Here is a 16,992-nt window from a genome sequence, read left to right as displayed (position 1 = left end):
CGCCACCATCCGCTTGAGGCTGTGTCAAAACAAAATTTGGCCGGCAAAAAGTAATGCCACGCTGAACGGAGTGAAACACCTTGCATGCATCAGCTTATGTCACGAGTTCTTTCGCTTTGTCCAGGAAGGCAAAATGAAAGCCGCTGTTCATTTTGACACAGCCTCAGCCAGCCAAGAGAAGGCAAAGGGTATTCCTTGCCGCCGGACGAGGCAAACCCTTCGTCTTCTGCCTTTTCATTTTTCCACATAAAACAGCATTCTGCAAGCATTATGAAACAAATATTCCGAAATCCTTGACCGGGCATCCATTTACAAAAATCAATCTGCAACTGTTTTCTTAAGGAAACAAAAAGAGAAACCGCGTTCAGAAGGTATCAGAAAGGGACAGACCGCTCGGAACAGGAAGAAAAAAGTCACGGTTCCGGATAAAAAAACAGCCCGTCATCCCACATAAAATGTCCCAACATCTTCCGGAAAACAACGAATCATCCGAGGCAACATATCCCGTCATCTTTTCCAGGCCTCCCCAAACGGCATTTTTCTCTCTCCCGACACCGGGAACACAACCCGTCTGAATGAACCGCAAAGATACCGGACAGTCCAAACGGGCGTCATAAAGAAAAGGAAAAGGATCCATAACCACCAAAGCAAACAAGATTGATGCAAAACACGGACTATTTGAAACTACGCCGAAGATGACGGCTGCGATTTTCCGCGCCAGACTTCCCCGAAGCCCGACACAGCCCAATCTCACCGCACGGGATTGTCATTCTGACAAAAAGGCAACTTTGCCGTTTCCCTCCTCTTCCGCTTGAGAATCCTCGCTCCGCCCTACTTCAGCACCTCTTCCTGTTCAGGCACACTTCCGCTCCGGATCCGCCATTCCTGCGGATACAGGTTGTTGGCACGATTGCCCACATTCTTCACGAAGCCCAGCGGATGCCCCCTGAAAGTGACCATCACATAGCCGCGGGGCATGTCGGAAGGCAACACGACCGCTTCCTTGCGCAGATAGGCTATCGCCTCCTTATAGCTGAGTTCCGCCTGCGGAAACGCATCGCAACGGCATCCGGTGCTCATGGCCAGCGAATGAGCAGGCTGCCAGTCCTTGCCTTTCCACTCGGCCAAGGTCACTCCGGCACAAACCACTTTCAGCCGTTCTTTAAGCCTGTCATACAAGTCGGCATGGGAGGCAGGAAACGCCACGGCACATTCGCCTTCAACCTCCAGACGGAACCGCCCGCCCGCAAGAAGCCAGTCCCCCATTTCTTTCGGAACCTTCAGCGGATTCTTGCCCGGCTTCTTCCCTTTGTCTTTCCGCGGCTTCCGGCATCTTCCGGCCGGCTCATCCGCATCCGAAGTTTTTCTCAGAACAGCCATAAACAGGCCTTCTCCCGCCGTCTTGTGCGGGAAAAAGCGATAGACCGGAAACTCTCCTCCGGCCAGGTTTGCGGTTATATTCCAGTCCGGATCAACGCCAACGGGAAGCACCTCCGCTCCCAGCTCACCGGCTATCCACGCCACATTGTCTTCGTTCTCTTCCCGGTTAAACGTGCAAGTGCTGTAAATCAGCAGACCGCCTTCCTTCAGGCATGGCCAGACAGCCGACAAGATATCGCGCTGACGCTGCCAGCAAAGAGCCACATTTCCCGTGCTCCACTCTGAAACGGCCGTTTCGTCTTTCCGGAACATCCCCTCGCCGGAACAAGGGACATCCGTCAGAATCACATCAAACACAGGACCCAGTTCCGTAAAGTCTTCGGGAGCGTTATTGGTCACCGCCACACCCGGGTTTCCCCATTTGGTCAGATTCTCCGCCAGCACCTGCGCCCTCGCACGGACAATCTCGTTGGCTACAAGCAGGCTCCCTTCAGGCAATGCACTCCGGGCTAAGGTTGATTTGCCTCCCGGAGCGGCACACAGGTCGAGCATAACAGCCTCCGATGTCACGTATTCGCCGAGCACCTTGTCGAGAAACATCGAAGCCGCTTCCTGCACATAATAGCATCCTGCATGCAACAACGGGTCAAAAGTAAAGGCCGGACGCGAAGGCAGATAATATCCGTCCCTGCACCAGGGCACAGGCAGAGCATCGGCAAGCGCTCCACCGTATTTTTTCCGGTTGACACGAATGCTTACCGACGGTTCTCCGGCAAGCGCCGCTTCAAGTTTCTTCCACTCCTCATCGCCCAACAGCAGCCGGGTACGCTCTACAAATTCCAAAGGAAAGTCCATCTTTTTGTCACAATTAGTTGAGAAGATAAAAACAGTTCACACACATAAGGTCATTCCATACCAAACGCATCAGGATAATGCACCATGCCATGTATGCCATCCAGTCCCCCCGCCTTCAGCTCCATCGCCATGCAACATGCGTCAGGAGCGTCAAACGGAAATCTGATTCCGAACATGGAAGCTCTTCCGTAACCGAATCTCGGGTAATAGTCTTCATGCCCAAGAAGCAGCACGGCACCATATCCCAGTTCCAAAGCCCTCTTGTGGGCTTCGCGAAGGAGCATCCCTCCTATTCCTTTCCGCTGGTATGCCGGCAACACAGACAACGGGGCGACAGACAGCACCGTATGGACATCGCTGCCAGACACCACCTTCACTTCCGACAATAAGACATGACCTGCAATCTTACCGTCCGTTTCCGCCACCAAAGACAGTTGCGGAATGTATGCATCCGACCGGCGAAGCCGTTCAACCAGCAGATGTTCCGTATGGTCACTTTCTTCCACTCCCTGAAATGCAAGTCTTACGACCTCCTGCACCTGCCTGAAATCCTCTTCCGTTTCCTGCCGGATCATAATTACACCGTCCATCGTCTTTTTTCGGACAAAGATAACTATTTTCAAGAAATAAAGATGTTTCAGAATGCCGATATGCTCTTATACCGGTATTCTGAAACATTTCTTTGACCTATTAACTAATATTCAAGCCATTTCCGGAAAGGATATCATTCCGTGATTTCAATGCACTCCCCCGGTTTCATTGCTTTCTTCTCCACCCGACTGGTAAACGGATTCAATATCTTAAGCGTACCCCCCTTCTCTGAACGAACTGTTATACGTTCTACATTACCTCCCTTCATACTGGCACTGACTAGAAAAGCTCCCATCGCACGCATATCCTTGAAAGAAGCATCCAGCCAATACTCAGGCACAGCAGGAAATACGCGTATAACTCCCGTATGGCTTTGCAGAAGCATCTCCTGAATGGCAGATGCGCAAGCAAAGTTTCCTTCCAGCGTAAAGGGCCGGTACGTGAACCCGGAATAACCTTTTTTCAACTGATCCCCGTTGAGATGGAAACTGTTAGGCGAACAGAAAGCCTTAATAAAAATATGCAGCGAACGGGCAGCTGCGTCGCCATCCAGCACACGTGCCTGCATGTTGGCCAGCCAACTGTATGAATAGCCTACCCAACCTCGTGTTCCCATTTCTTCATAGTGATGGATAGAACGTCTGACAAGTCTTTCCACTTCCTTCCCCTGCGAAACGTCCAGCAAACCGAGCGGATGTATGGCCAACAGATGCGACAAGTGGCGGTGCGTATATTGCAACGGATAACCAGGAGCGATGCACAGACCGGTAGCATCGGAAGCAAAATCCGGCCACTCGCTCTCCAAATCTTTCCAGTGCGCTGCTTCTTCATCCAATCCCAAAGTTTCCGCCATCTCCCGCGCCGCACGAAGCGTAAAGCGAATACATGCCAAATCGAAATTAGTCGTTTCCTTGAACCACGCATCCAAACTGTTGTCATTGATTTCCGGAGAACTGGAAAGAGGCAGTCTGCGTTTCCCGTCAGCACCTTTTATGGAAATTTGCTCAAAATAGCGGGCAGCCTCTTTAACCCAAGGATATGCTCTGTCTTTCAAGAAATCCTGATCTGCAGAATATTTCCACTGAAGATAAAAATGATGTGCCAGCCAGCCGGAAGCTGCAGGCTGATGCGAGTATGGATTCCAGCCGCCGAGATTCTTACCGTCCAGCGTTGAGATACAAGGCACATTCAGCCCGTCTACTCCAAAGAACTGCCGAGTGTATGCTTCGCTATTGTCTTTAATACGCCACAACCAATCGGTAAACACGGCCGACTCCTCCAGATGGTTCGACGCATATCCGGGCCAGTAGCTCAGCTGGGTATTCAAATCGTTATGGAAATCTCCTCTCCAGGGAGGCGTCTGCCCGTTGTCAGCAGTCCAAACGGCCTGCAGACAGATAGGGGGCGCATCCTTGCGTGATGCCGCACCGAATTTGTACATTTCCAAATACCACTGCCGTTCCAAAACCTTGTCCGGCAAGTCTATCCGGCACTGTTCCCAATATCTTTTCCACCACTCAACGTGCTCTTGCAATGCTGAACGGAAGTCTTTCGTATAAGCGTCCATCACCTTGCCTGCGGCAGTCTGTTCGCTATACCATGTACCTTGTGTAGTAAGACAATAAACGCCCTCCAGCGAATGAGCATCCGGACAAGTCCAGCGTATGTCCACTTCATACTTCACATCGCCATATGCCTTCTGCGTATAAGTGATGCGATTCCCTTTGCGCACAGTCCTGCCCGGCTTGTAGCCCAAACGAGCCAGTGCATTCGAGGCAACCTTGCTTCCTTCCGGCGCCTCGAAAGCAGGAGCCTGCCAGTTCAATTCCAGCTTTCCGGGCAGATTGGTAAAGCGGAAATGTCCCGTCCTGTCTGTAGCGCTGGTAAAGAACTGCCCTGCAACCCCATTCTTCCAAACAATTGTACATACGGCTGTACGCACGTCAAGGTCTACACTCGCAACTTCCCCCAAGGCTTTCACGGGAAACTCGATGGCTCCTGCCGGAATCTTCGTGGGAGCGATATCCCGGCTGGTACGCGCATCAATCATTTCATAAACAGGCTTCAGATCTTTCTTCTCCACCGCATCGCAGATAAATTTATAGGAATAGTCCGGCCCGCTGAATTCCTTTACAGGCCTTAAATCCCACAAATCCGCACGATCCAGTGCAAGACGCAGGTTCTCTCCCTTTTGCCATACCAGGGTTCCCATGATGCCATTGCCCAAAGGTATACCCTCGTCCCACACCGTGGGAATATGGTCAAAGTGCAGTCCGTATACATCCGGCGAGCAGCACTCCCAGGTTGCCTGACAATCGTCCTGCAAATATTCACTTCCCACTTTTTTCAGACTGAAAAAACGCACCTGCGGATAGTCAGCTGCACCAATCTCCTGCGCCTGGTCAACAAGTCCGTTTGCCGGAGTCCATTCCATGTTAGACTGTCCGCTGCAAAGCCATACCTCTCCCAACATGACATCTTCCAGCATAATCCCTTCAGCCTCACGTTTCGGCTGGAAAATGCGAAGCGTATACGGTCCTCCATAATGCGCTGTCTTAACCTTCGCCATCCAGCGGCCATCATCTCCCACGCGGGCTGAAACCGTATCCTTTGAAGACCAGCTTCCAACAATACAAACCTTAGAGCCAGCTTCTCCCCAGCCCCACACCGGCACAGAATCCTGCTGCTGCAAAACAACATGATCCGAGAAGAGTGCAGGCAATGAAATCCGTGTATGCGACTGTGCCTTTACCGTCAAGCCGCTCCCAATGCCCAATGCAATCAATAAAAACAAATGTTTCATGGTATATATAAATCTGTAATTACAAAACGTCAGAAGGTTTGTCCTTAAGCTAGAGATACATATCTTCAGACTAAAGATATACATTTCTAAACTGAAGATACATATCTCCAGACTAAAGATGCAGAATTTAACAGAACAACAATCCCGGTCTAACAATATCTGATCGATTCGCCAGACCGGACACTCACAAACGGAATGCCGGCAGTTCTTTCTTGAAGTTCACGTCAAACAACCGCTAACTCTTTGATAAAAATAGCTGTTATCTTAAAACATCGCGGCAGATTGCGTCCAAATATACATACCTGTACGTATCAGATTCGCTTTTTAGCTTTTTCTTTCATTTTTCATAAAACAAGGCATGAAACGAACAAAGACTTTACTGCGCGGAAAGTCCGGCTCCATCTTTCACTTCGCAACCGTCTTTTACACAGGTTATTAACATTAATACAGCACACAATACATCCCCTCATTAGACAGATATGTATCCTTATGCCAAAGCATAAAAGAGCAAGGGACAGACAAATCAATGCGCCAACGGCATTCAATCTACTGCCAACAGATTATACAATCGATGCAAAAAAATCTCCCACTTGCATGATGCTTGTGGGAGATTCTTCGCGGCTCAACATGTCAGCACCCGAAGTGCATAACCGTGTCGCCAAAATCTAACCAGACCAAATGTCTGCATTTGAATGGTTCTCGGACAGCCAGAAAAGAATCTGTCAGCCCGGCTGTTACCGCTTCTTGCATTCAATGCGTGTTCCGTCTGCCTGTACGGCATATACCTTTGCGCCGTCCAGCGCAACAGACGAGGGCACATCAAATGTCAGGAAGTTGGAGAAGTAGAGCAGTTCGCTGCTTGGCGACTGGCGTATCTCAAAGGCTACGGCCTCATCGCCGTCAGTGATGCTGATACGGTTGCCCGAGCGCGTATAGCTCACCTCCTTCTTGATTTTCGTCCCTTCGCCTTCAAACTGCGTGTAATATCCTACATCGCCCACCTGATAGCTTTCGATGCCCACATCGCCGTTCTTGCGGTCTTCCAGGTAATAGAAAGCATGTTTGGGCGCGGGGAACTGCTTCATGTATTGCTTGGCAGATTCAATCATGGATTCATCCACCACGTAGTTCCATGTGCCGTACTGCTCGATGGTAGTATTTACCGGCTCGAAGAAGCCCCACATCTCGAAAAAGTCCGTGAGGTTTTCGTTTGCTGCCTGACAAGCTTTCATGGCAAACTTCAGCTGTCCGGCTCCCGGATCGCTCTCCACGATACGGTCTTCGCGCAGCAGTTTGAACAACGTGGGCCAGAAGTCGGGCTTGTGGCCGCAGCGGTGATAATAGTTCCACAACTGCCAGTTCATACGCATGTGCAGCTCTGCATCCTCGTTCTGGTGGGTGGCACTGCCCATGTTATACCAGCCTTGGCGGTTGATGCAGCGAGCGGTGGCAAGGGCGCTCAGTTCCTCGCCGCGCGAACAGTACTTGCCCAGCTTATAAAGGATGTAGTTGGAGAACAAATTGTTGGAAGACTCGGTTGAACTTGGCCAGTTGATGGCTTTCTGGTGTACGTGCCCTATTTCGTGGGCAGGTCCCCAGGCGTTGTCTTTGGCTGCCATCACATTGTCATACAGCAAGATATTGTTCAGGTACGTGTAGACGAAAGCCACGCGGTAGTCTGAAGCCCACATGTAGCTTCCTTCGGGCGAAATGGCGAAGAGGTGGTTGTTGACCTGCGAGGGGCGCACATCTTCGATGCCCATCAGTTCCTGCTGCCAGCCGATGATGTCGTCCCACAGGTTGATGGCAGAGAGAATGTCATAAGGCACGGCCTGCTTCATCTGCTGGCGGTGGAAGTAGAACATGATGCGTTCGCCGCGCACACAGAAGTACTTGTAGTTTGCTTTCCCGATCAGTTCGGCATACTTGTCGTTTGTTTTATGCGTCTCCAGGTCAAAGAAGCCGCTCACGATACCGCTGCCGGGCGGGATATGGATAGTTATCGGCTGGGCAGTGGGATTAAGCAGGTCAGCGGTATACATGACGAACAGCATGCCCCGCTGGCTGAATCCAACCTTGTTCACGCCTTCTTCCAGGAAACGTGTTTCACCCGAGGCTGCCGTCTGCACATAGTTTGTAGTGCCATCACTCGTGGTTTCTTCGCCGATGCACTGGATGCTAACGGACTGTCCGTGCGTGTCGCCCACCAGTACGATGACCGAATCGCCCGGTTCCACATAAATGCCGGTGGGATTGTCCAGATTGCTGTATCGGCTAGTCATCAGGTTCTGCGCCCATACTTCCACATCGCTGTAGGGTTTGTATGCCTGTACGCGGAATTCCTTTTCCCACGGGTCGTATGTGCCGTTGCGCAACTGTGTGGCGAGGCTGGCGAAATATCCCGGCAGCGCCTGTATCTGCGCATCGGTAGCATCGTCCTTCACTTCCGTACAGGTAATGTCGGTAAACACTTCCAGCAGCTGCCGTTCCAGCTTGTTGTCCGGGTTCTTCTGGAAGAACTGCATTTCCGAGCAGCTCACAAAACCGCCCAGTCCGGACTTGACGGAGAACTTGATTTTAGTAACCTTGCTGTACGAGGGCGAGAAAGTAACGCGGCTCGCTGCGTTCTGCATCCTAAAGTTGTACGAACCTTGCAGCTGATAGTCGGGGTTCTCCTCCGTGGCTACATAGACATCCACTTCACCGAAGTTGCCGTTGCCGCTCCGCGTGTTATACACGATGTAGTCAATGTCGGGCTTCTGCTCGAAGAAGTATTCCAGCGTCACAGGAAAATCTGCCGATTGACCCCAAACGGAATGGTAATGGTTTTCGTCTATCCGTCCGTCGTAAGTGTACTCTATCCCATTTCCCTGCTGGTACTCACTGGCCTGTGCACCCGTAGGAAATACCTGCACGTCGCCTTCCACCTCCACATCGTCCACGCCCGATGTCTTTGCTTCCTGCGTTACCGTGCAGGCGGCTGTTACCGAGGGGTCTTCAGTATAAGTATAGGTCAGCGTTACCGTGCGTTCCTCATACGTGGGATTGGCATCCACCGTGTAACGGTACACCTTGTCGGTCAGGGCGCGCGTAGGCACTTCGCGCATCCAGTTACATTCAGCGGGCAGGTCTATGGTATATTCAACGTTCGATGTCACCGTGATGTCCAGTCCGCCGCCGTCTGCAGAGACTGTGGGGTTCTCATCTTTCAACAGGATGGCAGGGCCATAGCCCAGCTGGCGCACCTGTATCGTATAGTTTGCCACACCGGAGGTCACGCTGACAGTTGCCGTGCGCACATCCGGTTCCTCGCTTTCCCGCACCGAAATCAGAATGGACGACGAGGTTGATGTGGGTTTTTCCTGCGACACGAGACACCAGGTTTCATCAGACGAAGCGACGCTCCATTGCGAGAGTTCCATATTGGTATTGACGGGAATGGATACATACGATGCTCCCTGCTCAAAATCTTGCTGCAGATGCTGCTCGTCGATGCTGAATACCGGAGTCCCGCCGAAATTGCCTTCATCATCGCTACAGGCTGCCAAAACAAAAGCTGTGCAGATGATGCAGATAGACAAAAAGATGATTCTTTTCATTGGGGTGAAGTTAAAGTAAAACATAGAAAGGAAATAAGGGCATGCCATAGTTCAATTGTCATATCATTTTGTCATCTTCACCTGAGCCCTTTCGACCACGCTCAAGGTGACAGAATGATAGCAGCCTTGCATCATGACATACCCTATAGAGATTCAGAGATCAATTAATTGCCGAAGATTTGCATTTCACCACAGTTCCAATAAGACCCGGTGCATACATTTCCAGCGTTACTCTCAGTAACGGAGAAACGTACGTGAGTAAACGGCTCATTTGACGAAAACACGCCAGAGTCATACTCTTCATCGCCTGCAGTAAACGCATTAGTTACCTGACCGATGCAGTGCCAAGTTTCCCCATTGTTGCTGGCGTAAATCACCGTGTTGACGGGTGCTCCGTCGGCATTGGAATAACGGGTCCAAAAGTTGTAGGCGAAATGTTGGATAGGTGTGTTCAATGCAAAGTCTACGTATTGCCCATAAACAGGATCGTTTTCTCCATAATAATAGTCGCCATGCATGAACAAGGCACTGCCACGCCCATCAAACAAACCGGCGAGGCCGGTACCATCATAGTCGGCGATGCCGTAACCAGAAAGCATGTCGAGCGACAGCGGTATCTGGGCCAATTCACTCCGCTCTACTGTAGAGTTGATGCCCAAAATAAGCGTCTGGCCGGCTGTATTAATTTCAAAGTTTTCGTTTGATGCCCCAGTCAGTCGCAACGGCAATGCATACAGTCCATAGCCCAACTGTGATCGATCAACGGTTAGTGATAGCGTAGCGGTATTTGAACCTACAACGAAAGAACCTACTTCCAAACTGTAGCTGTTCGAAGGAAGCAGCGTATAGTCTGGGTAAACCGATGCATTGTATTCGTCCAGCAGACTTTGGTCTACATCTACGGCGCAATCGAAATTCCATTGGTTAGCAATAGGCATTATAATGTTTTGCGTAATGGTCACAGCCCCGTCGCTTGTGATGTCTGTCTGGTGGTAACCTGCATTGGCAAACCCGATGGAAGGCGTTTCCACCTCGGGCACGATAAACGCATACCGTTTGTCTGCATTGATAGAATCAGCGCTGCTAGTAATTTCGAACGGGATGACGTAAATGCCGTCAGTACCAATATTTTCTTCGACAAGTTCAGGATTCATCGACACTGTCACCTGTTTGTAAAGGTCGGAAGATCCGAATGTCACTTCTCCTCCGGTATACGTATAGCAAGTGGCAGGCAATGCCTGATAGTTGTAGCCATGCGATAAGTTGTAAGCCTGCAATGCGGCTTCACTCATGGCTGTTATTGTAGCGGTAGTAGTGGCACCTAAGTTGGACCCCGATTTGTTTACCGTTAGATTATAGTCGGTATTTTCTCCTGTTTTATAGAGCGTTACCGCAATTTCTCCACTATTCCGGAAATAGAGGATGGTACTGAAGTCGCTCAGGAACTCATCCCTGTTGTCTTCGCATGCCGTGGGTACTATCAGAAGGCCGACGGCAAGTGCTGTTAATAATATATTCTTCTTCATGAATCGTCATTTTTATAAGGTTTGCATTACCATCCGTAATTCTGTACAAGCAAGCGGTTACGGTCCAGTTCGCGTTGCGAGAACGGATAGAGATAATGGTTGTTGTTGAAGACGCGGGTCTCGAACACCGTGCGTTGCCAGAATTCCTCAGGCGTATTGGTTGAACCTCCGGCAGTAGCATTGGTATTCATGCCATACATGGGCCCTCCGTCAGTTTCGGGGGCAATCATCCATGTGCGCGTGTCGAAGTAGCGATGGCGTTCGAAAGCCAGTTCCACACGGCGTTCCTTGCGGCAGAGATCAATAAGCTGTGCAGTGCTCGCATTGGGATAAACATCGGTGATGGGATCAAGTCCGGCACGGTCACGCAAGTCAGCCCAAACTTCCATAGCCAGATCTTCGTAGCCGGAAGGCAGAGCTACACCGCGGTTCTTGCACTCCAGCACGGATTCGATGAAGTTCAAGTAGATTTCGCCCAGACGGAATACCGGGAAGGTGATGTTGCCCCAATTGCCCTGCGTGCTGTTCAACGTATGGTCGTAAAAGCGATTCACCAGATAACCTGACTTTGGATAGTCGTGACTTTGGTTGCCGTTTCCACCGCTGGCAAAGGAGATGGGACCATAAGAACTGCTTCCAGCCAGCCAATAGTTACCGCCAAAGAACACAGTGACGTAGAAGCGCGGTTCGCGGTCCTTGTACATATTGGGAGCAGTGACATCGTAGTTGCCAATAAGACTCCATCCGGAGCTTGGATAATTCCAAGTGGAAAGTTCCAATTCGGCTGCAACATTGTAGCCCGAAGCCGGGTCAGCAATCGGAGTACCGTCTGACTCATAGCCGGTAATAGGATAAATTCCCGTTTTCATGGCGTAGGCGTCAACCTGTTGCTGCGTGGGGCCAACACCACCGTATCCACTGACACCAGCCGGCACTGTGTTTATACCCCAATAGTAACGATTGTTATATCGGTTTGTCCAGATCAGCTCACTGTTCCAGGTCACGTTGGTTATGCCATAATAGTCTTCGTAGGGGTTATCGTTGCCTGCGCGGTACAGACTATAGATGTCAAGATCCATCACCGCTTTGGCAGCATCGGCAGCTTTCAGCCACTTGTTGGCCTCGTAGGTCTGCGGGAAGAGGTTCTGACCCGACTGCTCAGGGAAGTCCGGTGTTTCAGGATTGCGCAAGTCGCGATACAGCGTGTTGCCGTTGAACAGGTCGCGTGCTGAGTAGAGCAGCAGGCGTGAAATTACAGCCCGGCACGTACCTTTGGTAGCAAGCCCGTATTCGGTTTCTCCGTATTGACGCTGCACAGCGTCGGCTTTGTCACATTCGGTCATTTCGCTTACCACATAGTCCACACATTGTTCCCACGTGTTGCGCGGACGGTAGAGTTCCTCTGTACTGGCGGTAAAGTCAAGCAGTTCGTCGCCCACCAGGAACACGGGACCGTAATCACACATCATCAGGAAGTAGTAGTAGGCACGGGCAAAACGTGCCTGCCAATACCATTTGTCAAGCTCTGCCTTCGTCACGTCGGGGTCAGTACAGTTGTACACGTTCTGCATGAAGATGTTGCACTCGCGGATACCCTGATAATAGCTGTCCATCTTGTAGTAGGGCACGGTAGAAGCATTCCACGTGCCGAAGTTGATATAACGGTAGGCGCGGTCGTAAGTGATGGTACACTCGTCCGAAGCCCCAAGATATGGATCAGAATCGCCAATGAAAGAACCGTCAAAGTTAGGCAGGAACGACATGCAGTTCAGCCAGTACCGACGCACGTAGTTGCGCGACAGCCAAATTTCATCAAAAGTAAGGTTTTCATCCTCCTGTCTGTCCAGGAAGTCTTCGCACGAGGTGCAAAGCAGTGTGCCTGCGGCGAAGCAACCCATGGTGAAGTATTTAATCAGATTTTTCATGTCTTTAATTCGTATGTTGGTGTTAGAAATTAGCATTGAAACCGATGGAGAATGTGCGGTTAAGCGGATAACCCGAACCGTCGGAAGTTCCCTTTTCGGGATCCCACAATTTGAAAGGACTGAAGCAAAGCAGGTTGTTGCCGGAGATGTAGAAGCGCAGCGACTTGATGAACGACTTCTGCAGGATATGCTGCGGCAGCGAATAACCGATTTCCATGCTCTTCAGACGCAGGAAAGAACCATCGCGCAACCACCACGTAGAAGCGCGGTTGTTGTTGGTAGAGCCTGCGCCTCCACTTCCTGCGCTAAGACGCGGATAGGTAACGCCAGCGTTCTGTTCGGCAGTATTGGTAGACATCCATACGTTGCCATACACGTCCTCATTGATGGCAGCACGTTCCATGTTGCCCGTTGAGAACGGCGAGCGGATGCTGCTGCCCGAAAGGAAGAAGCTGGTGCGTGCTACGCCCTGAAAGAAGAGATTGAAGTCCCAACCTTTCCACTGCGCGGTTGCACCGAAGCCATAGGTTATTTCTGGCAGGTTGGTGTAGCCGATGGCTACAGCATCCTGTTCGTCTACAATGCCATCACCGTTTACGTCCTGATACTTGATATCTCCCACACGGTATTCACCAAAGTTCTGTACCGGACTATTGGCGATTTCTTCTTCGCTTTCAAACAAACCAAGGGCTATCAGTCCGAACGGCTGCGTAGAACCGCCTGAGCCGAAAGGCTTGCCGATACGGTTCTGGTATCTGTATTCCCAATCGGGTTCATCATTGTTGATGAGTTTGTTGCGGTTGAAAGTAAAGTTACCGCGTGCGGTAATAAACAAATCGTCATTCACTTTATGCATGTATTCGACGGTAGCATCGAAACCTTGGTTCAGGGTTTCACCGATGTTCACGTAAGGAACGGTAGATACACCTACGATAGCAGGCAATCCGGCACGTTTCAGGAAAATACCCTGACGTTTTTCACGGAAGTAGTCGGCCTGCACGCGCACCTTGTTGAACAGCGAGAATTCCACACCCGCATTCAGTTTCAGGGCCTCTTCCCACGAAGCCTCCAGGTTTTCCACTTCGCCCACGCGGATGCCACTGCCGCCTTGGGTGCCGCTTTGTCCGTAGGACCAGCTGCCGCCAGTCACAATCGTAGGCTCATAAACCCAGCGGCGGGTACCGCCGATATCATCGTTACCAACCTTTCCGTAAGAAGCTTTCCACTTCAGCATGTCAATCACCTTGGTAGCGGGTTCAAACCATTTTTCACTGGACATCATCCATCCCAAAGCCACGGCAGGGAAGAAACCGAAACGGTGGCCGCGCGCAAAGTTTTCGGAGCCGTTGTAACCCATGTTCACTTCAAGGAAGTAAGTGTCACGGAAGGCGTAGGTCAGACGGCCTGCGATACCCTGGTCCTTGTAGGGCAGCGATGCTGATGGACTGCCCGCCTGCGTATCGGTATAAATCTTATGGTTGTACAAGAACAGGGCGCCCACGCGGTGCTCGCCGAACAGACGGTTGTAGGTCAGCGACCCTTCTACGTAGCGGGTCATGGTACCACTTCTGCCTATGTCGTAGGACAGCGTTTCGTCACCCGTATGCACGGGTTCCCATATGCCGTCCCCGTTTTCATCGTCATAAATCAAGCTCCCGTCTTCAGCACGTCCGCGCGCATGATAGAAGGTCGGCGACTTGGAACGGCGTTGCAAAGTGGTGTTCCATGCGTCCCATGAGAACTTGATATTAGCGGTCAAACCTTTCAGCGGCTCCCACAAGGCACCGATGTCTTGGGTTACGCCGATGAGCGACTGGGCAGAGTTCCAGAATTGCTCGCGGTAGCCTGAGTGTACCAGCATATTCCACGGGTTATAACCCGAGTCGGTTGAGGGACCGGACAGGCGGCCGTCGGAATATTCCACAGGGAAAGCGTTAGGCGAGGTCATGAAAAGATACGACCAGATATCAGAGTCAGTGTCGCCAAAGCCCGGACCGAACGACTTCTCATAGATGTTTGCCAGATTCAGGTTGATAACCGTACTCTTGGTCAGGTTCAGGTCCACATTGGCGCGGAAATTGAACTTGTTGTAACGGATAGACGAGTCGTAGCCGTAAATGTTGCCCGCATTTTTGTAGATGGAGCTTTCGTTATAGAACGAGCCGGCAACGTAGTAACGCACAATGTCGCTACCACCCGTAATATTCAGGTTAACACGCTGGTTGGCAGCCATATTATTAAACATGGTGTCAAACCAGTCCACATTGGGATACAAATCGGGATCTGCTCCCGAGCGATACATTTCAATGTCTTCGGCCGAGTAGTAATTGGTACTGTAGGCTTCGTTGTAGAGTTCCGCCCACTGTGCCGAATTAACCATCTTAGGCTTCTTGGTAGGCTGTGTAAAGCCGAACTCCGTACGTACGTTTACTTGCGGCTTGCCCACCGCTCCTTTTTTGGTGGTAATCAAAATAACACCGTTGGCACCGCGCACACCGTAAACGGCTGAGGCTGATGCATCCTTCAGGATGGAGAACGAAGCGATGTCTTCCGTGTCTACCAGGTCGAGGTCGCGCTCAACACCGTCCACCAATACCAGTGGAGAAGTATTGCCGGTAAACGAAGATACACCTCGGATGTAAAAATCGGCTGCACTGTTCTTGCCCGGCTCACCCGAACGGCTCATGGCGACAATACCTGAAAGCTGTCCAGCCAAAGCTGTAGAGAGGTTGGATGTGGGCACAATCAATTTCGTCACGTCCAGTGTAGAGATGGCTCCCACGACGCTTTCCTTGCGCTGGCTGCCATAGCCCACAACGACGACTTCGTCCAGCACCTCGTTGTCTGGCTGCAAAGTCACATTGATATTGCTCTGGCCTACCAGTGCTACCTCTTGTGTCTTGTAGCCGATGTACGAGAATTCGAGCACGCCTCCCAATCCTTCGATTGCGATGGAGAACTTACCGTCGGTATCGGTAATGGTTCCTGTCGTACTGTTGCGCAGATAAACAGTGGCGCCGACAGCCGGTTCATTGGTGTCGCCGGTTACCACGGTTCCGGTGATGGTGCGCTTGGTTTGTTGCTGCTCTACGCCTGCAACCGTTTCGCTTTCGCTGTCGCCCGTTCCTGTAACAGCCCGCAACGTGGTGGGCGAAAGAAGCAACGACAAAACAATACACGCTGCCATGTACTGTTTACTACGTAAGAATCGTTTCATTAGTTCATTGTTTTAGGGTTAGACAATAGGTTTATATTGGTTTGTTTCTATTTGCTATGGGCATACCCGACAGAGCTGCCCTTTTTTCCGTCCGCTGCACCGTTGACTGGATTGTTGCAGCCGGTGTTGTTTGCCGGAGACTGTTGCCTGCACTTGTTTTCCGGACAAGCTTCCGGCTATTACCAGAACTGGTGCCGGATAATGGTAAGCATTCTATTTCCCATGGTCCTTTATTAAATATGGTATACTCGCGCGGCATAGGCATTTGTCCCATGCCTTTCTGCCTGCACTATTTATAGCAACTCTTTTTAATGAATGCCGCAATCAGCCATCCTCCGTTCGGTTGCCGATTCCCTCAGGGATGAAACGCCGTTCCATGTACTGATGAAACCAAGCATTCCCTTTCTGCCGAGTTACCTTGACTCCTTGTGAACATTCATTCTTTGATTACGATTTTCAATTCATCTGCCAGCCATGCGGAAACTTTACAGAAATGTCTTTTTGCAAAAGCTATTGACAGCCTAAAGTGTTGTTTTTGTATTTGACCTTCATAATGTTCATGCTTCTAGTATTGATTTGTATTCGACAAAGGTTCATAGGCTATTTCCTGCCTTTTGTCATATCGCTACAAATATACACAAATTTTATACACTATAAAGGATTTCTATAAAATAATTTTTATCTTTGTGTGAATTTGATATAAGAAACATAATTATTTCTCTGAAAATCAGAAATGTAAAAATAAGAGTGTCAAACTTACAATGACAAATATAACATTTAAGTGATTATCATTATATCCCAGGAACTAAAACCTTGTTTAAATTTTGAATTTTGAAAGTTGAAAAGTGTTTCTTCTTTTATAAAAAAGACTATTTTTAAGTTACCATACCTAAAACAATTATGTATTCAATGGATTCCGGAAAAACATGGAGCAAACCACGGAAGACGAACGGCCATATACAACCAACATATGCTAAGTAGATGTTGAGAATCAGCCTATAAAAATCTGTGTTTCTGATCATATCATTTAATTTTGCACACTTGCTTAATTTCCCAAAGACTCCAGCTGTCAGCCTTCGGATTCTTTTGCAATGAA

7 protein-coding genes are annotated in these 16,992 nt (G+C 50.2%); all 7 read right to left on the bottom strand.

Annotated elements, in window-relative coordinates:
• Positions 1-831 precede the first annotated feature (831 nt).
• The 7 genes from NW212_RS08090 to NW212_RS08060 all read right to left on the bottom strand — a co-directional run bounded on the left by NW212_RS08090 (position 832) and on the right by NW212_RS08060 (position 15,866).
• On the bottom strand, positions 832-2,235 hold the full coding sequence (locus tag NW212_RS08090) for an rRNA cytosine-C5-methyltransferase (protein WP_258338141.1): 1,404 nt from the start codon (positions 2,233-2,235) through the stop codon (positions 832-834).
• Positions 2,236-2,285: 50 nt separating this feature from the next.
• On the bottom strand, positions 2,286-2,825 hold the full coding sequence (locus NW212_RS08085) for a GNAT family N-acetyltransferase (protein WP_258338140.1): 540 nt from the start codon (positions 2,823-2,825) through the stop codon (positions 2,286-2,288).
• A 134-nt stretch (positions 2,826-2,959) separates the two neighbouring features.
• A complete protein-coding gene (locus NW212_RS08080) occupies positions 2,960-5,629 on the bottom strand; it encodes a glycoside hydrolase family 95-like protein (protein WP_258338139.1) in 2,670 nt (889 codons plus the stop codon).
• Between the two features lie 734 nt (positions 5,630-6,363).
• Complete coding sequence (locus tag NW212_RS08075; protein WP_258338138.1) at positions 6,364-9,228, bottom strand: M60 family metallopeptidase; 2,865 nt, start codon at positions 9,226-9,228, stop codon at positions 6,364-6,366.
• Positions 9,229-9,392: 164 nt separating this feature from the next.
• Positions 9,393-10,754: a DUF1735 domain-containing protein gene (locus NW212_RS08070; protein ID WP_258338137.1), complete on the bottom strand. Its 1,362-nt coding sequence runs from the start codon at positions 10,752-10,754 to the stop codon at positions 9,393-9,395.
• Between the two features lie 26 nt (positions 10,755-10,780).
• Positions 10,781-12,679 (bottom strand): RagB/SusD family nutrient uptake outer membrane protein, encoded by a 1,899-nt coding sequence (locus NW212_RS08065; RefSeq protein WP_258338136.1) that lies wholly within the window; start codon positions 12,677-12,679, stop codon positions 10,781-10,783.
• 22 nt (positions 12,680-12,701) lie between these two features.
• Complete coding sequence (locus NW212_RS08060) at positions 12,702-15,866, bottom strand: TonB-dependent receptor (protein ID WP_258338135.1); 3,165 nt, start codon at positions 15,864-15,866, stop codon at positions 12,702-12,704.
• Positions 15,867-16,992: the final 1,126 nt, after the last annotated feature.

Source organism: Bacteroides sp. ET225 (assembly GCF_024733745.1).
GTDB classification, from domain to species: Bacteria; Bacteroidota; Bacteroidia; order Bacteroidales; family Bacteroidaceae; genus Phocaeicola; species Phocaeicola excrementipullorum.
Note: the sequence above shows the minus strand (reverse complement) of the source record. Positions and strands in the feature narration are given on the sequence as shown.

What these genes read in the sequence shown, in the direction of transcription:
- NW212_RS08090 (WP_258338141.1), bottom strand. Translation starts at nt 2,235, where the DNA reads ATGGACTTTCCTTTGGAATTTGTAGAGCGTACCCGGCTGCTGTTGGGC.
- NW212_RS08085 (WP_258338140.1), bottom strand. Translation starts at nt 2,825, where the DNA reads ATGGACGGTGTAATTATGATCCGGCAGGAAACGGAAGAGGATTTCAGG.
- NW212_RS08080 (WP_258338139.1), bottom strand. Translation starts at nt 5,629, where the DNA reads ATGAAACATTTGTTTTTATTGATTGCATTGGGCATTGGGAGCGGCTTG.
- NW212_RS08065 (WP_258338136.1), bottom strand. Translation starts at nt 12,679, where the DNA reads ATGAAAAATCTGATTAAATACTTCACCATGGGTTGCTTCGCCGCAGGC.
- NW212_RS08075 (WP_258338138.1), bottom strand. Translation starts at nt 9,228, where the DNA reads ATGAAAAGAATCATCTTTTTGTCTATCTGCATCATCTGCACAGCTTTT.
- NW212_RS08070 (WP_258338137.1), bottom strand. Translation starts at nt 10,754, where the DNA reads ATGAAGAAGAATATATTATTAACAGCACTTGCCGTCGGCCTTCTGATA.
- NW212_RS08060 (WP_258338135.1), bottom strand. Translation starts at nt 15,866, where the DNA reads ATGGCAGCGTGTATTGTTTTGTCGTTGCTTCTTTCGCCCACCACGTTG.